The sequence below is a fragment of the Natronococcus jeotgali DSM 18795 genome (assembly GCF_000337695.1).
GTDB lineage: Archaea > Halobacteriota > Halobacteria > Halobacteriales > Natrialbaceae > Natronococcus > Natronococcus jeotgali.
In genome coordinates this window covers 45557-62794 of record NZ_AOIA01000017.1, presented here as the reverse complement: position 1 = coordinate 62794, position 17238 = coordinate 45557, and the positions used below count along the sequence as shown (strand labels likewise).

17 protein-coding genes and 1 tRNA gene are annotated in these 17238 nt (G+C 67.5%); 12 read left to right on the top strand and 6 right to left on the bottom strand.

Going from position 1 to position 17238, the window contains the following annotated elements; all coding sequences use genetic code 11:
- Positions 1-85 precede the first annotated feature (85 nt).
- The 3 genes from C492_RS00795 to C492_RS00785 form a co-directional block, all read right to left on the bottom strand.
- Positions 86-430 (bottom strand): glutaredoxin family protein, encoded by a 345-nt coding sequence (locus C492_RS00795; protein WP_008419624.1) that lies wholly within the window; start codon positions 428-430, stop codon positions 86-88.
- 77 nt (positions 431-507) lie between these two features.
- Positions 508-1305 (bottom strand): M14 family metallopeptidase, encoded by a 798-nt coding sequence (locus C492_RS00790; protein WP_008419622.1) that lies wholly within the window; start codon positions 1303-1305, stop codon positions 508-510.
- Positions 1306-1382: 77 nt separating this feature from the next.
- The gene (locus tag C492_RS00785; protein WP_008419620.1) at positions 1383-1886 is read right to left on the bottom strand and encodes a DUF309 domain-containing protein; all 504 of its coding nucleotides are present in this window, start codon (positions 1884-1886) and stop codon (positions 1383-1385) included.
- Positions 1887-2085: 199 nt separating this feature from the next.
- Here C492_RS00785 and C492_RS00780 point away from each other — a divergent pair, with 199 nt between their 5' ends.
- Positions 2086-2280, top strand: coding sequence for a hypothetical protein (locus C492_RS00780; protein ID WP_008419618.1), 195 nt, complete (start codon positions 2086-2088; stop codon positions 2278-2280).
- Here C492_RS00780 and C492_RS00775 read toward each other — a convergent pair.
- On the bottom strand, positions 2270-2497 hold the full coding sequence (locus C492_RS00775) for a DUF7860 family protein (RefSeq protein WP_049892567.1): 228 nt from the start codon (positions 2495-2497) through the stop codon (positions 2270-2272). The genes C492_RS00780 and C492_RS00775 overlap by 11 nt on opposite strands.
- Before the next feature lie 131 nt (positions 2498-2628).
- On the opposite strand from C492_RS00775, the gene C492_RS00770 reads away from it, so the two are divergent.
- From C492_RS00770 to C492_RS00730, 9 genes are all read left to right on the top strand, one after another.
- Positions 2629-2711, top strand: a tRNA-Leu gene (locus tag C492_RS00770).
- A 131-nt stretch (positions 2712-2842) separates the two neighbouring features.
- A complete protein-coding gene (locus C492_RS00765; RefSeq protein WP_008419614.1) occupies positions 2843-3646 on the top strand; it encodes an inositol monophosphatase family protein in 804 nt (267 codons plus the stop codon).
- Between the two features lie 63 nt (positions 3647-3709).
- Positions 3710-4828, top strand: coding sequence for a DUF63 family protein (locus tag C492_RS00760; protein WP_008419612.1), 1119 nt, complete (start codon positions 3710-3712; stop codon positions 4826-4828).
- Positions 4829-4900: 72 nt separating this feature from the next.
- Positions 4901-5569 (top strand): hypothetical protein, encoded by a 669-nt coding sequence (locus tag C492_RS00755; RefSeq protein WP_008419611.1) that lies wholly within the window; start codon positions 4901-4903, stop codon positions 5567-5569.
- A gap of 70 nt (positions 5570-5639) precedes the next feature.
- Entirely contained in the window at positions 5640-6518 is an 879-nt protein-coding gene (locus C492_RS00750; protein WP_008419609.1) for an NOP5/NOP56 family protein, read from the top strand.
- Positions 6515-7153 carry a fibrillarin-like rRNA/tRNA 2'-O-methyltransferase gene (locus C492_RS00745; protein WP_008419606.1) on the top strand — a complete coding sequence of 213 codons (639 nt, stop codon included), beginning with the start codon at positions 6515-6517 and terminating at the stop codon, positions 7151-7153. The genes C492_RS00750 and C492_RS00745 overlap by 4 nt, the downstream gene beginning before the upstream one ends.
- Before the next feature lie 87 nt (positions 7154-7240).
- Positions 7241-8821 (top strand): long-chain-fatty-acid--CoA ligase, encoded by a 1581-nt coding sequence (locus tag C492_RS00740; RefSeq protein ID WP_008419604.1) that lies wholly within the window; start codon positions 7241-7243, stop codon positions 8819-8821.
- Between the two features lie 155 nt (positions 8822-8976).
- Positions 8977-10308 carry a hydroxylamine reductase gene (hcp, locus tag C492_RS00735; RefSeq protein ID WP_008419602.1) on the top strand — a complete coding sequence of 444 codons (1332 nt, stop codon included), beginning with the start codon at positions 8977-8979 and terminating at the stop codon, positions 10306-10308.
- 98 nt (positions 10309-10406) lie between these two features.
- Positions 10407-11489, top strand: a complete 1083-nt coding sequence (locus tag C492_RS00730) for a glutamate--cysteine ligase (RefSeq protein WP_008419600.1) — start codon at positions 10407-10409, stop codon at positions 11487-11489.
- A 36-nt stretch (positions 11490-11525) separates the two neighbouring features.
- Here the strand turns inward: C492_RS00730 and C492_RS00725 are convergent, their stop codons facing one another.
- Positions 11526-12503 carry a Gfo/Idh/MocA family protein gene (locus C492_RS00725; protein ID WP_008419598.1) on the bottom strand — a complete coding sequence of 326 codons (978 nt, stop codon included), beginning with the start codon at positions 12501-12503 and terminating at the stop codon, positions 11526-11528.
- Positions 12504-12599: 96 nt separating this feature from the next.
- On the opposite strand from C492_RS00725, the gene C492_RS00720 reads away from it, so the two are divergent.
- Entirely contained in the window at positions 12600-13793 is a 1194-nt protein-coding gene (locus C492_RS00720; RefSeq protein WP_008419596.1) for an AGE family epimerase/isomerase, read from the top strand.
- A gap of 30 nt (positions 13794-13823) precedes the next feature.
- Here C492_RS00720 and C492_RS00715 read toward each other — a convergent pair whose 3' ends face one another.
- Positions 13824-14288 carry a hypothetical protein gene (locus tag C492_RS00715; RefSeq protein ID WP_008419593.1) on the bottom strand — a complete coding sequence of 155 codons (465 nt, stop codon included), beginning with the start codon at positions 14286-14288 and terminating at the stop codon, positions 13824-13826.
- Between the two features lie 228 nt (positions 14289-14516).
- On the opposite strand from C492_RS00715, the gene C492_RS00710 reads away from it, so the two are divergent.
- Positions 14517-17021 (top strand): glycoside hydrolase family 3 N-terminal domain-containing protein, encoded by a 2505-nt coding sequence (locus tag C492_RS00710; RefSeq protein WP_049892566.1) that lies wholly within the window; start codon positions 14517-14519, stop codon positions 17019-17021.
- The last annotated feature ends 217 nt before the right edge of the window (positions 17022-17238 follow it).

Here is a 17238-nt window from a genome sequence, read left to right as displayed (position 1 = left end):
ATAATACGGTCGCGTGGCTTATATGACCTGCTATTAAATTCAGTTCTGAAGCGGACGAATGAATTCAAAGCGGCCACGCCGCGAGTTATTCCGCCGCGAGGGTTTCCTCGAGTTCGCCCCGCTCCTCGAGTTCCGCGAGGATGTCAGATCCGCCGACGAACTCGCCGTCGACGTACGTCTGCGGGATCGTCTCCCAGCCGCTGCGGTCCTCGAGGGCCGCGCGGAACTCGTCGAGCGAGTCGAGGACGTCGACGGTCTCGTACTCGTCGCGGTACTGGTCGATCAGCCCGAGCGCGCGCCGCGAGTAGCCACACTGGGGCATCAACTGGGTCCCCTTCATGAAGAGGACGACCTCGTTGTCCGCGATCGTCTCGGCGACCTGCTCGTCGACTTCGTCCTGGTCGAGCCCCTGGTTCGGTGGGAAGTCCATACCCGGGGTACGGTCGTGAGTCGGATAGACCTTACGTCCCCGGACCCGCGGGGCCGAACTGCGAACGTGGAGTCGTTTCAGTCGGCCGCGCTCGAGGTCGCCACCACGTCGAGCTTCTCGGCGGCGTAGCCGAAGACGTCGCGGTAGCCGTACGAGGACATGAGGACGGGATAGAAGGATTCGGTGGCGACCTGGACGTCGCCGTCGGCGGCGGCGAAGGGATCGCCCGGCTCGATCTCGGTGAAGTTGTCGACGAAGACCTCGTAGCTGTCGGCCTCGCCCTTGGGAATCGAATCGACCAGCCGGTACACCGGGAGGTCGCGACCGACGGTGTCGCCGGGGAGGGCGCCGACGGCGGTCAGAAACGCCCGCGCGAGTCGGTCGGCGTTCTGGGCGGCCGTCTCCGAACCCTGCAGCCCGCACTCGACCTCGACGGTGTTGATCTCGGAGAACAGCCGTCCCTCGGCGAACTCGCTGGTCTCGACCATCGCCTGGACGGGCAGTTGCGGACAGATCGACTTCGCCCGCTCGTTGATCTCGTTGACGATCGCGAACGGCTCGGCGTGGCTCTGCGTCGAGTGCATCGAGAACGTGAAACAGCCCGACAGCTCGTCGACGAGCTCGTCGGCGAGTCGGCCCTCGTGGGTCTTCGCGTCCTGATCGCCCGGGAACGCCCGGTTGAGATCCTCGTCGACGAACCGCACCCGCCGCTCGAGGGCCTCCTCGTTGGCGACCACGAGCTTGACGGGACGCTCGACGGACGGGTTCTCGTCGAGCAACCGCTCGACGGCGCGAACCCCGCAGGGCTCGTCGCCGTGAATTCCTCCGACGACCGCTATCTCGGGCGTTCCGGTCCCGAGCTGTGCAACTTTCATTACCAGCCGTAGGAACTTCGGCTTCAAATGCGATTCGGTCCGATAGCGGGCGGAACGGCCCGGCGACCGACCCCGTATCAGGGACCCTCCTCGAGCGAGGCCGCGAACTCCCGATCGACCGATCGTGCGGTCGGTCGCTCGCCGTCCAGCGGAATCTGCCACTCGTCGATCGCGGTCGGCTCCTCGAGGGCCGTTTGCAGGGTCTCCCGGACCTCGCGGACGTCGACGCCGTAGTAGTCGTCGGGGATCCCCTCGAGGTACTGCAGGGCCGTCCGAAACAGGCTCTCCATCCCGCCGTCGTCCTCGAAGTCCGCGCGCTTGGAGGCGCCAGCGGCGACCTGGACCATCCCGTGGAGGAAGGCGCTCTCGGTGGTTCCGCGGCCGTAGTTGTACCACTCGAGTTCGAAGCAGTCGTGGGACTCGTGGAACGCCCCGTCGTTGAACAGCCGCACGCCGTGGACGACGGCCCGTCGGAGCGTGCCGTGTTCCCAGCCGTTGGACTCCCCGCGGTCGGGATCCCAGCCCGTCGGCTCGCCCGAGGTCGGCGGCGCAACGGAGTAGTCGCGCGTGTGGTCGGTCATTCCTGGACGGCGGCTCGAAGCGAGTCGGCGAACGGTACCATGCCGTCCCGTTCGGGCTCGAGAGTCCCGTGCGTTTCGCCCGCGGCTTCGATCGCCGCGAACCCGGTCGCCGCGGGCGATCGCTCGAGCGACGGACGGATCGCCGGGCGCGAACGCGCGCCCAGAACGCTTATTCCGGGCGGGAAGCGATCCCGGATCGATGAAACACCCCGACGGAAGCTGCCTGCGCTGTGGCGGCCGGCTCTTCGGACACGCCGACGGCGGCTACGCCTGTCACAACTGCGACGCGCGACACCTCCTCGAGCCCGGACCCGGGCCAGAGGGCGGGGGCTCGAGCTCCCGGCGCCGGAACCCGAACGCGGCCGAGGGTGACAACCCGTCGCTCACTCGATGAGCGGGAGGAACACGCCGAAGATCCAGACCGAGAAGAACCCGACGACGAACCCGAGGCCCTCGGCGTAGGTGAACAGCGTCTCCTCCCAGGCTGGGAGCCCGCCGAAGACCGCGTGACCGAGCAGTTCGCCGCTCGCACCCAGGACGAGCAGCCCGAGGCCGAGCAGGAATCCCGACTTGGCCATGAGGGCGTAATCTCGAGTGCCGTACCGTCCCATAGCCGACCCTTTCCCCGTCCCGTTATAGGTTTGTTCGTTCGAACTCCCGGCGGCGGGGGACTCGAGCGGCGGTTCGAACGGAGCCGAAACCGCAGAGTATTCATACGGTAGCCCCGAACCGTCGACCGCGTGCGAGGGTAGCCAAGCGGTCAACGGCGGCGGACTCAAGATCCGCTCGTGTAGACGTTCGTGGGTTCGATTCCCTCCCCTCGCACTCACCAGAGTGCGGCAAGAGCGAGCCTCTTGCCCTCGCAAAGCTTCTCGCGACCGACGACCCGCAAGCGACGGCTCCGCGCCGATCCGAAACGCGACCCCTTTTTGACGCCGGCCCGCCGACACCGTGTCATGAGCGACTCGAACGAACTCGAGCGACGCGCCGACACCGCCGGGCGAGCGGCTCGAGCGGGCGCCGCGATCGCCGGCGAGGCGTTTCGCACGACCCTGGACGTCGAGACGAAAGACGGGAAGACCGACGTCGTCACGCGGGCCGACCGCGAGGCCCAGGTCGCGGTGATCGAGGCGATCCGCGAGACCTACCCCGACGATCCCGTCGTCGGCGAGGAGGACGACGCGCTGAAGGCGGTTCCCGAGTCGGGGCCGGCCTGGATCGTCGACCCCATCGACGGGACGAGCAACTTCGTTCGGGGGATCCGATCGTTCGCCACCGCCGTCGCCGCGGTCGTCGACGGCGAGCCCGTCGGCGCCGCGATCGTCTGCCCCGCCCTCGAGGACGAGTACCGGAGCGGTCCCGGCGGGGCGTTCCGAAACGACGAGGGGCTCGCAGTCAGCGACTGTGTCGATCCCGAGGCCGCGACCGTCTCGCCGACGTTCTGGTGGAACCGCGAGCGACGCGACGAGTTCGCCGCCCTGAACCGCGAGCTCGGCGCCCGCTTCGGGGACGTGCGACGGTTCGGCTGCGCCCAACTCGGGCTCGCGATGGTCGCCTCGGGCGCGCTCGAGGGGATCACCACGAACCTGCGGGCGAACCCGTGGGACACCGTCGCCGGGGTCCACGCGATCCGGGAGGCCGGCGGGACGGTGACCGACCTCGAGGGCGAGCGCTGGCGCCACGACAGCGAGGGGCTCGTCGCCTCGAACGGCGCGGTTCACGACGAACTGCTCGAGGCCGCACGGGGTGTCGACGCGTAGGCTGGCGGTTTTCTCGGAGTGAAAACCGGAAACGGTAAGCGGTCGCTCCAACGGGTATCGGTTATGGACGAGTACATCGAGCGGTACGGGGCCATTCGGATCTGGGCCGCGGCCGTCACCGTGCTCGCTGTTGCCGTCGTCGCCCTCGCGGCGGCGTTTCCACAGCGAGTGTACGTCGATCTCATCTGGCAGTACTACTGGGGGCCGGTCGTCGCCGACGCCCACGGCTGGAGCTGCGTCGCGTGGGCCGACGGCGCCCAGGTGCCCTGTACCGAGGTCGGCCTCGACGCCGGGCCGACCGCCGAGCCCGGCTACACGGCGGTCTCCTACGCGGGCTACATTCCAACGCTTCTGCTGTTGTTGGTCGGGATCTACTTCCTGATCGACTGGCTGGACCTCGAGCGCTACCGGGCGGGCTTTTTCGCGCTGTTCCCGTTCATGCTGTTCGGCGGCGCGCTGCGGGTCGTCGAGGACACCAGCGTGGCGGCCTACCGGGAGACGGGCGAGCTCGTCCTCGAGCTCCCCTGGATCGGGTTCCTGATCAGCCCGCTGATCTACTTCACCGTCTTCCTGGTCGCGTTCGGCGCGATCGTCGCCGCGGTCTGGCTCGAGCGCAACGACTACGTCTCGGGCTACGAGTACCCGCTGGTCGCCATCGGGGCGGTCGCGCTCGCCGCGACCCTCGCGTTCCTGGGGTACACCGCCGCGACCGAGCAGTACGCCGTGTTCCGTCCGCTGATCCCGACGATCGTGCTCGGGGCGGCGACCGTCTCGACCGCGGCGGTCTGGCTCGGGATCGAGCGCTTCGCGCCCGGGCTGAACCGCGGCACCGGGTACATGGGGATCATCATCATCTGGGCCCACGCCGTCGACGGCTTCGCGAACCAGCTGATGCTCGACTGGTCGCACCTCTGGGGGATGACCTACACGCCGAAACACCCAGTCAACGAGGCGATCGTCACCTACACCGCGGCGCTGCTCCCCGAGAGCGCCGCGGTTATCGGCAGCGCGTGGCCCTTCGCCCTCCTGAAACTCGCCGCGCCCGTCTTTATCATCTGGCTCTTCAACGAGGAGATCTTCGAGGAGAGCCCGCGGTTCGCGTACCTGCTTTTGGTCGCCGTCGTCGCCGTCGGGCTCGGGCCCGGCACCCGCGACATGCTCCGGGCGACCTTCGGGGTCTGACGCGGCTGATCCGTCGTCGCGTCCGCCTCGAGTCGACGCGCTTTTGCGCCCGCCCTCGGATATCCGTCCCGAATGAGCGAGCGAGAGCCACACGCCGGTTCGGAGCCCTCGGTGCGCGCGGATTCGTCGTCCGAGGCCGATCTCGAGCGGCTCGTCGAGGAGCTCGAAGAACTCGAGGAGCTCGTCGACCACCCGGCCGAGCGCGAGCAGGTTCGACGGGCGATCCGCACCGCCCACCACGTCCCGGGGCTCCACGCGGTCGAGAACGGGATCAAGCGCTACACCACCCGCGACATGGCCGAGGCGTTCGTCGGCAGCATCCTCCTCTCGCTTCCCCTGCTCGTCGAGGACGGCGTCTTCGAAATCGCCGAGCACTTCGTCGAGTTCACGGTTGCGGGGGTGCCGGTCTTCCTGCTCTCGAACGTGTTGTTCATCGGGCTGTTTACGACTGCGCTGCTCTACTGGACCGACATCCGCGACCTCGGCGTAACCGACCCGCTGTTCGGATTCGTCCCCCGTCGCCTGGTCGGTATTCTGGGAATCTCGCTGCTCACGGCGACGGGGCTGATGATCATGTGGGGGCGGATCCTCGAGGGAGAGCCGACGGCCGCGGAGGCGTTCGGACGGATCACCGTCATCTGGACGGCGGGGGCGTTCGGCGCCGCGCTCGGGGACATCCTGCCGGAGAAAAACGAGGGGGACGACACCGCGATCGGCAGGATCGACGACCGGGACCGCTGATCGACGCCGTCGACGAACGGACGGTGCCGGATCGGGAACGACTTACGGCCCCGAGATCCAAGGAACGGGTATGACAGCAGATTCGCCCGCGGACGCGGGCTGGTTCGCGGGGCTCGACCCCGAGGACGGCGAGGCGCTCGCCGCCTCGATCGCGGACGGGTCGGCCCCCGAGCCCGCCGACTGGCCGGCGCGGGCCGTCGAGGCGGGCTTCGCGAGCGACGACGAGGAGTACTACGACCGACTCGAGGCGGCGACGACGGCGGCGACCCGCGAGGCCGTCGAGCGCGCCGAGCGGGCCGACGACCGACAGCTCGTCCACGCGGTGCGGACGATGGACGACTGCACGCGGACCGCGAACGAGCTCGCCGAACGCCTCGCCGAGTGGGCCGGGACGATCGACCCCGACGCGGGCGCGGGCGTCGACTACGCCCGCGAACTCGCGGGAGAGGAGGGACGCGTCGACCACCCACGCGTCCGCTCGCTCGCCGAGCGGATCGACGCGCTGGCCGACGAGGCCGAGGCCCTGCGGGAGTACGTCGAGCGCGAGACGCCGACCGTCGCGCCGAACCTCGCGGCGCTTGCCGGCCCCGTGCTGGCGGCCCGGCTGATCTCGCTGGCCGGCGGGCTCGAGAACCTGGCGAAGAAACCCAGCGGAACCGTGCAGGTGCTCGGCGCCGAGGACGCGCTGTTCGCCCACCTTCGGGGCCACGCCTCCTCCCCGAAACACGGGATCATCTACACCCACGACGCGGTGCGGGGCACCCACCCCGACGAGCGGGGGTCCGCGTCGCGGGCGCTCGCGGGCAAACTGGCCATCGCGGCCCGCGTCGATCACTACTCGGGCGAGCGCAAGCCCGAACTCGAGGCCGAACTCGAGGAGCGCATCGAGACGATCCAGGTTCGAACCGCCGACGGCGAGGACGACGGGAACGGGGGTGACGGCGAGTGAGCGACCTTCCCGCGGGCGTCGAGCGCCGTCGGTTCGACGGCGACGAACGGCTCGCGACGCGGGGCGAGCCCGTCTACGGCGAACCGACCGACGGCGAGTGGCGCGCCTGGAACCCGAACCGGTCGAAACTCGGCGCGATGCTCGCTCTCGGCATGGAGACGGGGCTCGAGGGCGGCGACGACGAGACGGTGCTGTACCTCGGCGCCGCCAGCGGCACGACGGTCAGCCACGTCGCCGACGTCGCGGGACCGACCTACGCCGTCGAGTTCGCCGCCCGGCCCGTCCGGGACCTGCTCGAAGCCGCCGACTCCCGACCCCGCCTCTTCCCGCTGCTCAAGGACGCCCGCAAGCCCGAGACCTACGCCCACGTCGTCGAGCGCGACGTCAACGTCCTCGTCCAGGACGTCGCGACGCGGGGCCAGGCCCGGGTCGCCCTCGAGAACCGCCGCTTTCTCGCCGACGACGGCCGACTGCTGCTCGCGGTCAAGGCCAGAAGCGAGGACGTCACCCGCGAGCCCGCGGCCGTCTTCGCCGACGTCCGCGAGGAGCTGGCCGAGGAGTACGAACTCCTCGAGAGTCGGCGACTCGACGACTACCACGCCGACCACCTCGGAATCGTCGCGCGACCCCTGTAGTCCGGGAACCGCGGCGGGCGTTCGCGGTGCCGTCGACCGCTCCCCTCGCGAACACCTATATGGCGATCTGTCATATCCTACCGTGGTATGTCCGAACACCCCACTATCGGCGACACCCTCGAGCAGACCGTCGCCCGGTACCCCGATCGGGACGCGATCGTCTATCCGCGGAAGGACCAGCGCTGGACCTACGCGGCGTTCGACGAGCGAGTAAATCGGCTGGCGAACGCCCTGCGCGAGGCCGGGATCGAGAAGGGGGATCGGGTCGCGACCGTCCTCCGGAACGGCTCGGAGATGGCGCTGACGGTCTACGCCTGCGCGAAGATCGGGGCCGTCTTCACCCCGCTTAACTTCCGGCTCCCGGCCGGCGAGATCGAGTACATCGTCGACGACGCCGGCGCGAAACTGGTGCTATTCGAGTCCGCGACCGAGGAGGCGGTCGCGGGCGCTCGCCCGGCCCTCGAGACCGTCGACGACTATCTCTCCGTCGACGACGACGTTCCCGAGTACGCGGGGGGATTCTACGACCTGCTCGAGTCGGGCTCGAGCGAGCGACCCGACGTAACCGTCACGGAGGACGACGTCTACGCGTTCATCTACACGTCGGGGACGACGGGCCGCCCGAAGGGGGTCGTCCACGAACACCGGAGCATGGTCGAGCACAGCCTGCTGTGTATCGCCGAACTGAACCTCACCCGCGACGACGTCGGCCTGTCGGTGATGCCGCTGTACCACTGCGCGGAGCTCCACTGTAGTCTCTTCCCCCGTATCCACCGGGGTGCGACGACCGTCGTTCACCACGAGTTCGAGCCGGAGACGGCCCTCGAGGCGATCGAAACCCACGGCGTGACGACCCTCTTCGCCGCGCCGACGGCCTGGAACGGCCTCTCGCTGACCGCCGCCGAGGCGGACGTCGACGTCTCCTCGCTTCGGATCGGCCTCTACGGTGCGGCCCCGATGCCCGAGCAGGTGCTGGACAACTGCATGGAACACCTCTGTGACGACTACGTTCAGGCCTACGGAATGACCGAGATCGGTCCCGCCGGCGTCTTCCAGTCGCCGGAAGACCAGCGCTCGAAGCAGGGGTGTGCCGGCCTCCCCGCGCTCAATCACGAACTGCGCGTGGTCGACCCCGGCGCGGACCCCGACCGCGAGGTCGACGACGGCGAGGTCGGCGAAGTCCTGATCGCGAGTCCGTGCGCGATGCGGGAGTACTGGAACCGTCCGGAGGCGACTGCCCGATCGCTGCGCGAGGCCGATAGCGCGACGTGGTACTACACCGGGGACCTGGGCTACCTCGACGACGACGGCTACCTCTACGTCGTCGACCGGAAGGACGACATGATCGTCTCCGGGGGCGAGAACGTCTACCCGGCCGAGGTCGAGGACGTCCTGTTCGCTCACGACGGCGTCGAGGAGGCGGCCGTCGTCGGCGAACCGGACGACGAGTGGGGCGAGCGGGTCGTCGCCTACGTCGTCGCCGACGCCGTCCCCGCGACGGAACTGGACGCGTTCGTCCGCGAGAGCGACCGACTCGCGGACTTCAAGCGTCCGCGAACGTACTATTTCGTCGACGAGCTCCCCAAGAACCCCAGCGGCAAGGTCCAGAAGTTCAAGCTCCGGGAGGACGAGGCCGACCTCGAGCCGGAAGCCGATCCCGTCGCGTAAATCGCCTCGCGGTCGCGCGGGCCGAAACGCCGTTCGCGAACGAACGGCTCGCACGGACTCCGTGATAAAGCGTGCCCCGAACCCGTTTTGCGGGTATTGCGAGCCCGCGGGAATCGCGCTCGGCCATTATGTGGTCGCCGTCCCGTGACTCGAGTATGGACTGCAACCAGTGCGAGCAAACGCCCGAGGGCGGCTGTACCGTTCGCGGCGTCTGCGGCAAGGAGCCCGATATCAACGGGCTACAGGAGCTCGTTATCTACGGACTCAAGGGGATCTCGGCGTACGCGACCCACGCCCGCGACATGGGCTATCGCGATCCCGACGTCGACGCCCTCGTCCACGAGGCGCTGTACTCGACGCTGACCAACGTCAACTTCGACAGGGACGACCACGTCGACCTGGCGATGCGGGCCGGGGAGGCGGCCGTCGACGTGATGGAACTGCTCGACGAGGCACACACGACCGAACTCGGGGTGCCCGAGCCGACGGAGGTCCCCCAGAACGCCGTCGAGGGCCACTCGATCCTCGTGACGGGCCACGATCTCTACGGGCTCAAGCAGTTGCTCGAGCAGACCGCCGAGGAGCCGATCAACGTCTACACGCACTCGGAGATGCTGCCGGCCCACGGCTACCCCGAGCTCGCGCGCTTCGACCACCTGAAGGGCAACGTCGGCGGCGCCTGGCACGACCAGCGACTCCTCTTCCAGGAGTTCCCGGGCGCGATCGTCGGCACAACCAACTGCGTCCAGCCGCCGAAAGAGGAGTACCGCGATCGGTTCTTCACGACCGGGCTGACCGGTCTCGAGGACGTCGAGGCGCTCGAGGGCTACGACTTCGAACCCGTGATCGAGACGGCCACGTCGCTGCCCGCGGTCGACTGGGAGAGCGACGAGACCGTCACGACCGGGTTCCACCACGAACCCGTCCTCGACCAGTTAGACGAGATCGTCGACGCCGTCGAGTCGGGCAAGCTCCGGCGTTTCTTCGTCGTCGCGGGCTGTGACGGCCCGACGCCCGGACGGGACTACTACCGCGAACTCGTCAAGCAGATCCCCGACGACTGCGTCGTGCTGACGACCTCGTGTGGGAAGTTCCGGTTCAACGACCTCGAGATGGGGACGGTGCCCGGGACGGACATCCCCCGCTACGTCGACCTCGGCCAGTGTAACAACTCGATCTCGACGGTGAAGATCGCAGGTGCGCTCGCGGAGGCGTTCGACTGCGGCGTCAACGATCTCCCGCTGTCGGTGGTGCTATCGTGGTTCGAGCAGAAGGCGATCGCCGTCCTGCTGGGCTTGCTCCACCTCGGCGTCGAGGACGTCCGGCTGGGGCCGACGGTTCCGGAGTTTCTCACCGAGTCGAACGTCGAGTTGCTCCACGAGGAGTTCGGCCTGCAGCCGATCGGCGAGCCCGAGGCCGACCTCCGGGAGATGCTCGGCGAGCCGACTCCCGGCGCGGCTGCCGGGCCCTCGCCCGCCGACGACTGAGCCGGCGACGGACGGTCGAACGCCGCCCCGGCAGCGCCGGCCGCGCTCGTGATCCCGAGCCAAACGGTATTTATCGGCGCGGCCGAAACGTGGCACCGATGGAACGCGGGTCGCCGGAATCGTTCACGCGCATGGGCACGCTCGGGATCGAAGAGGAGTTCTACGTCGTCGACGAGCGGGGCCGCCCGACGAGCGGCACCGACGAGCTCGTCTACGAGCACGATCCCCCCGAGATCCTCGAGGGACGGCTCGACCACGAGCTGTTCAAGTTCGTCATCGAGACCCAGACCCCGCTGATCGAGGAGCCGGGCGACGCCCGCGAATCGCTGCTCTCCGTCCGGGAGGCGCTGACCGACCACGCCGAGGCCCACGGCTACCGGATCGCCGCGGCGGGGCTGCACCCGCTGGCGAAGTGGCGCGAGCTCGAGCACGCCGAGAAACCCCGGTATCGCTCCCAGCTCGATCGCATCCAGTACCCCCAGCACCGCAACACGACCGCGGGGCTGCACGTCCACGTCGGCGTCGACGACGCCGACAAGGCGGTCTGGATCGCCAACGAGTTGCGCTGGTACGTGCCCGTGATGCTTGCGCTCTCGGCGAACTCGCCGTACTGGAACGGGTTCGACACCGGGCTCCAGTCGGCCCGCGCGAAGATCTTCGAGGGCCTGCCCAACACCGGAATGCCGACCGCTTTCGAGGACTACGCGGCGTTCGATCGGTTCGAGCGCCGGATGCTCGAGACCGACTCGATCAAGGATCGGGGCGAGCTCTGGTACGACGTCCGCCCCCACACGGCCCACGGCACCGTCGAGCTGCGAACGCCCGACGGCCAGGCCGACCCCGACGTCGTCCTGGCGTTCGTCGAGTACGCCCGCGCCCTGGTCGAGGCGCTGGCCGAGGAGTACGAGGACGGAACCTCGGGCCGCGACCACCGCCGCGAGCTCCTCGACGAGAACAAGTGGCGCGCGATCCGCCACGGCCAGGACGCCGCGCTCATCGATCGGGACCTCGGGGGGACCGTCGACCTGGGCGAACTCGTCGACCGGGAGTGCGAACGGCTCGGGATCGACGGCATCCGCGAGGTCTACGAGCGCGAGAGCGGCGCCGAACGCCAGCGGCGCCTGCGCGAGGAGGAGGGGACCGACGCGCTCTGCGAGTCGCTGTTGCTCGAGACCCACTGACTCGGTTGCTGCGTCGGACGCTGCTCGGCTCGACGATCAGCGAGGCGTCCGCGGTTCCCCGCGCGCGGCACTCTCGGCGAGGGCGTCGACGACCCGCATGTTCGCGATCGCCTCGTCGGCGTCGGTCCTGGGTCGGGCGCCCGACGCGACGCAGTCCGCGAAGTGCTCGACCTGCAGGCGGTAGTGGTCGACCGGGTCGAACGTCTCGACCGCGTGGCGGCCGTCGATCCGGTACTCCAGCTCGAGCGGTTCGTCCAGCGGCGCGTCGAAGGCGTCCGCGACCTCGAGCCAGCCGTTTTCGGCCTCGACGCGGTAGCGCTGGACCTTCGGCGTGTCCAGACCCGACGCGATCCGGGCCGAGGCGCCGTCGTCGTACTCGAGGATCCCCGCGAGTTCGGTGTCGACGCCCGTTCCTCGGGAGTCGTGTGCGTGGGCGTAGACTCGGTCGGGCTCGCCGAGGAACTGGCGGGCGGCCGAGACGGCGTAGCAGCCGACGTCCATCAGCGAGCCCCCGGCCAGCTCCTCGCTGAGGCGCACGTTCCCCGGGTCGTCGCACAGGGCGAACTTGAACGACGCCGAGACGGAGCGAACGTCCGCCAGCTCCTCGCGGGCGAGTTCGATCGCGCGCTCGGTTCGCGGGTGATAGCGGTACATGAAGGCCTCCATGAGGGTGACGCCGCGGTCCTCGCAGTGGGCCGCCACCTCGCGGGCCTGGTCGGCGTCGACCGCCAAGGGCTTCTCGCAGAGGACGTCCAGCCCGGCGTCGGCGGCCCGGATCGTCCACTTGGCGTGGGCGGCGTTGGGCAGGGGGATGTAGACCGCGTCGATCCCGTCGTCCTCGAGCAGGTCCTCGTAGGCGCCGTAGCTCCGGGGAACGTCGAACGCGTCGGCGAACGCCCGCGCCCGCTCGGGATCCCGGGAGGCGACCGCCCCGACCGCGTGCTCGCTCGCGTCGATCGCGGGCAGCACCGACTTCCGCGCGATTCCCGCCGTACCGATGATGCCGAACTCCATGTCTCCGATCTCTCAGGGGGTCCTAAAGAAGGTGGCCGCTCGAGTTCCCGACGGCGCGGCCGAACCACTATGTGATCCCGTCGGATACGACGAGCCATGAACGTCTACCGGACTCGAACGGGACTCCGCCACCAGTTTCGGGACGTCCTGAACTTCTACTATCCGGCCTGTATCGACACGACGGTCGGGGGGTACGTCGCCCAGCTCGACGAGCGCGACGGCCACGTCTACGACTCGCAGACGAGACACCTCGTCGCGACCGCGCGGGGCGTCAACAACTTCAGCCTGGGCGTCCTCGCCGACGGCCCCGACTGGTGTGACTACGCCGCCGAGCACGGTCTGCGCTTTCTCTCGACGGCCCACTGGGACGCCGACCGAGAGGGGTACGACTGGCTGCTCGAGGGCCGGACCGCGACGGATCGCACCCGGTACTGCTACGGGCACGCGTTCGCCCTGCTGGCCGGCGCCCGGGCCCTGCAGGCGGAGGTTCCCGGCGCCCGGGCGGAGCTCGAGCGCGCGTTCGGCGTCCTCGAGGAGCGCTTCTGGGAGCCCGAACACGGCCTGTACGCGGATCGGGCCTCGCCCGACTGGGAGCTCTCGAGCTACCGCGGCCAGAACGCGAACATGCACGCCTGCGAGGCGCTGCTGGCCGCCTACGAGGCGACGGGCGAGGATCGGTTCCTCGAGCGCGCCGCCACCGTCGCCGACCGCTTCACCCGCGAGGTGACGAGCGCGACCGACGACCTGCTGTGGGAACACTACGCCGAGAACTGGGAGCCCGACCTGTCGTACAACGCCGACGAGCCCCGCCACCAGTTTCGTCCGCCCGGCTACCAGCCCGGCCACCACGCCGAGTGGGCGAAGCTGCTGGCCCTGCTGGCCGAGCACCGATCGGCGTCGTGGCCCCTCGAGCGCGCGCTCGAGCTGTTCGACGCCGCGATCGACCTCGGCTGGGACGACGAGCACGGCGGGCTCTACTACACGGTCGAAGCCGACGGCGAGCCGATCGTCCCCGACAAGTACGGCTGGGTTCATACGGAAGCCATCGGCGCGAGCGCCCTGCTCTCGCGCCACGACGCGGCGTACGCCGACTGGTACGACCGCCTCTGGGAGCACTCGGTCGAACACCTCCGCAATCCGAAGTACGGCAACTGGTACGAGCGCCTGACTCGCGAGCACGAACGCGACGACCCGAACCGCGGGACGGCCGTCGAGCCGGGCTACCACCCGCTGACGAACTGCTGGCTCGCGATGGGCGTCCTCGAGGACGCGCCGACTGCATTCGAGTGATCGAGAGGAAACGTGTCTCCACCGTCTCGATCACCCCGTCGCAGCGACGTACCCCAGCGATACCCGTCGCGTTGCGGCGAGCGTCGCGTAGGCCCTGAGCAACGATCCGACGACGAGCGCGCTCGAGAGAGCGAGTCCGAGCAGGAAAACGGCCGCACCGCTACACCAGCCGACGAAGTAGGCGGCGCTCCCGGCGACAGCGTCGAGGGCTCCGAATCCGGCTCGGATCGAACCGCTTCGGGCACAGTTCCCGATCCCGATCGGGAGCAGGTAGCCGGCGAGCGGAACGAGCGCGAGGACGGGGACGCGATCGCGTGGACGAACACGCAGGGCTAGGCGATGAGCAGCGCCGTATCGCGTGCTCGCCGCGCAGCGGAGATCGCAGTGCCTTGTCCGTACGCTGGTCTCGAGCGCGACCCGGTTTACGTCTTCCGCGACCGAGCTCTCAACGACGGTAACCGTCTCGAGGCACCGTCGAGCGATCGGACTCCACAAGGAATCGGCTGACGGTACCGCATCTCGGGTCGGACAGTAGCCATCTTGGACCGGGATTAACGTCTATGAGTACTACTGATATACACTTACTACTGGTTTATAAAAAGGAGGTATCTGTGAACTATGTATATAATTATCTCTGGTAAGATATTAAACTAGTGCTATTCATATACGGATTCAAATGTTTGTGAAAGATTATTTATACTGTTACAAGTTATCACAGGCCGTATGTCGACTGATCAAAGCGAGAGCAACGACCAGGGTGAGGCGGATACGTCCAGACGAACGTTCCTGAAAGCAACCGGAGCAACGACAGCAGCAGTCGGGGCCGGTGTAAACACTGTCGGTGCAGAGGAAGGAAACGAGGACATCCAGGCACTCATCCAACGGATGAGTCTCGAGGAAAAAGTCGGCCAAATGACTCAGGTCGCACTCGGTGAGGACGGCGAAGGGCTCGGTCCGAACGAGGAGTTTACCACGCACGACGACGTCGACACCATCGGCGATCTGTTCAGCGAACACTACGTCGGGTCGATCCTGCACGGTGGATCGTCGGGTCCGACTCAGGACGGAACGGAGTTCGTTAGCGGACTTAACGACCTACAGGAGTACAACGTTGAGAACACGGACCACGGAGTACCGTTCATTTGGGGTGGCGACGCTCTGCACGGGAACTGCTTTCTCGACGGATGTACGAGCTTCCCACAGCGACTCAACATGGGCGCGACGCGTGACTTAGAGCGGGTCGAAGCTGCTGCAATGCACACTGGCGAGTCGGTCGCCGCGATGGGTGGCCACTGGAACTTCGGCCCGACTGCCGACCTTCTCCGGGATATGCGCTGGGGGCGGTTCTTCGAGGGGCACAGCGAGGACGCGATGCTTCTCGGTGAGATGGCGCGTGTCCGTGCTCGGGGGTTCGAGTGTCACGACCAAGTTGCGGCGACGGTCAAGCACTTCAGCGGCTACGGAACGCCGAACATCGGCAATGACCGAGCGCACGTTCGAACGTCGCTTCGTGACCTTCGCACGAGACAGTTCCCGCCCCAGGAACGCGCGCTCGAAGAGGCAAAGACCGTGATGGTAAACAGCGGTGCGGTCAACGGGAAACCCGCACACGCGTCCGAGTGGCTGCTGACGACAGTTCTTCGAGAACACTACGAGTTCGACGGGGTCATCCTTACCGACTGGGACGACTTCGATCGAAAGATCTCGAACCACGAGTACGTTCCCGACACCGAGGATGGCTGGCGACGCGCCGTCAAGGGTGGACTGGACGCAGGGATCGATATGTGTATGTGCGGCGCCGAGACCCCGCCGACGCGGTTCATCGAGACGACGATCGAACTCGTCGAGGACGGCGAGATCGACGAACAGCGTATCGACGAATCGGTGCGACGGATCCTCGAACTCAAACGTGACGTCGGACTTCTCGAGGAACCGTACGCCGACGAAACTGCGATCGAAGGTCTCGTCGGCGGCGCACAGGACGTCTCCGAACAGCTCGCGAAGGAGTCGCTGGTCCTGCTCGAGAACGACGACGGAACGCTTCCGCTCGAGGGCAGTGAGGAAGTGTTGCTTACTGGTCCGGGTGTCGATAACGGTACCGAAAACCGGTTCTTGATGCAACACGGCGGCTGGACGTTGGGCTGGCAGGGCGTCGAGGAAGGCGAACCGACCGAGGACGGCCCGCGACCGCGCCAAAGCACGATTGCGGGCGAACTCTCCGACCGGCTCGGTAACCGATTCACCCACGTTCCGACGTCGTTCGAAGCGGATCCGTACGGAACCGTGCAGGACTTCGAGAACGGGCGGTTCGATCTCACCGACGAGCAATCGGACGCGATCATCGACGCAGCAGGAACCGCCGACGCCGCCGTCGTCGTTCTCGGCGAGGGGCCACACAACGAAGGGTTCGGTGATCGTGACCGAATGCGGCTTCCGGAGGCCCAGCAGGAACTCGTTGCACTGCTTGCGGACGAACTCGACGACGAGGTGCCGCTCGTCGGTGTCATCTTAGCCGGGAGCCCGCGAGGAACGGACGAAACGTTCCAGCACCTCGATTCGATCCTGTTCGCCGGGCAGCCCGGAAGCGATACCGGTGTCGCCGTCGCCGACGTCCTGTTCGGCGAGTACAACCCGTCGGGCAAGCTGCCGTTCACGTGGGAGTCGAACGTCGGATTCACGCCGCTGTTTTACGATGATTACCCGCCCCGTCAGTCCGTCGGCGCCGAGGACGGTATGGTCCAGTACGAGTTCGGACATGGACGTTCCTACACCGACTGGGAGTACTCGGCGGTCTCCCTGTCAACGAACACCGTCGAATCACCTTCGTCAAAACCGACCGTTACGGCCGAAGTAACCGTCGAAAACACCGGCGATATCGACGGCGAACACATCGTAGAGGTGTACAACACGAAATCGTACGGTTCCGTTCTCCAGCCCCACCGACGCCTCGTAGGGTTCGAACGGGTGCAGGTTGATGCCGGTGACTCCGTGACGGTAACGGTCGAGTTGGATCTCTCGACGCTCGAGGTCGTTCCCGGTGACGTTCCCGGAACGCAACCAAAGGTCGTCGAAGCCGGCGAGTACGAACTCTCCGTTGGCGACCGAACGATGACACTTACGATCGGACAAACCGAGGGAATCTCGGAGAGTGAGGCGATCCCGATTCCTCATGCCGACAGTACGGAAAATTCGAGGACTGCTAGGAATCTGCTCGCACTCTTCCAGTAGCAGTAGACGCTTCTCGACTTCCGTTTCCGCTCTCGAAGTCGGTTCGAGAACCCCGGACGAGGCAGATACGTACGGTTCCGGCGAGACTCCGCTCTGGTATGTGCCGTTCGAAGATCGGTAGTGGACTCGGCTCGCATCCGAAATCCGGCCCCGTCGCGTATCCGACGAGCGGAACAGAGGCCGCATCAATCGCTCGGTGGACGAACGCCAGCTGACG

Coding starts and splice junctions, on each gene's coding strand:
- C492_RS00730 (WP_008419600.1), top strand. CDS start 10,407: ATGGAACGCGGGTCGCCGGAATCGTTCACGCGCATGGGCACGCTCGGG.
- C492_RS00725 (WP_008419598.1), bottom strand. CDS start 12,503: ATGGAGTTCGGCATCATCGGTACGGCGGGAATCGCGCGGAAGTCGGTG.
- C492_RS00740 (WP_008419604.1), top strand. CDS start 7,241: ATGTCCGAACACCCCACTATCGGCGACACCCTCGAGCAGACCGTCGCC.
- C492_RS00720 (WP_008419596.1), top strand. CDS start 12,600: ATGAACGTCTACCGGACTCGAACGGGACTCCGCCACCAGTTTCGGGAC.
- C492_RS00795 (WP_008419624.1), bottom strand. CDS start 430: ATGGACTTCCCACCGAACCAGGGGCTCGACCAGGACGAAGTCGACGAG.
- C492_RS00760 (WP_008419612.1), top strand. CDS start 3,710: ATGGACGAGTACATCGAGCGGTACGGGGCCATTCGGATCTGGGCCGCG.
- hcp (WP_008419602.1), top strand. CDS start 8,977: ATGGACTGCAACCAGTGCGAGCAAACGCCCGAGGGCGGCTGTACCGTT.
- C492_RS00780 (WP_008419618.1), top strand. CDS start 2,086: ATGAAACACCCCGACGGAAGCTGCCTGCGCTGTGGCGGCCGGCTCTTC.
- C492_RS00790 (WP_008419622.1), bottom strand. CDS start 1,305: ATGAAAGTTGCACAGCTCGGGACCGGAACGCCCGAGATAGCGGTCGTC.
- C492_RS00750 (WP_008419609.1), top strand. CDS start 5,640: ATGACAGCAGATTCGCCCGCGGACGCGGGCTGGTTCGCGGGGCTCGAC.
- C492_RS00765 (WP_008419614.1), top strand. CDS start 2,843: ATGAGCGACTCGAACGAACTCGAGCGACGCGCCGACACCGCCGGGCGA.
- C492_RS00710 (WP_049892566.1), top strand. CDS start 14,517: ATGTCGACTGATCAAAGCGAGAGCAACGACCAGGGTGAGGCGGATACG.
- C492_RS00755 (WP_008419611.1), top strand. CDS start 4,901: ATGAGCGAGCGAGAGCCACACGCCGGTTCGGAGCCCTCGGTGCGCGCG.
- C492_RS00785 (WP_008419620.1), bottom strand. CDS start 1,886: ATGACCGACCACACGCGCGACTACTCCGTTGCGCCGCCGACCTCGGGC.
- C492_RS00775 (WP_049892567.1), bottom strand. CDS start 2,497: ATGGGACGGTACGGCACTCGAGATTACGCCCTCATGGCCAAGTCGGGA.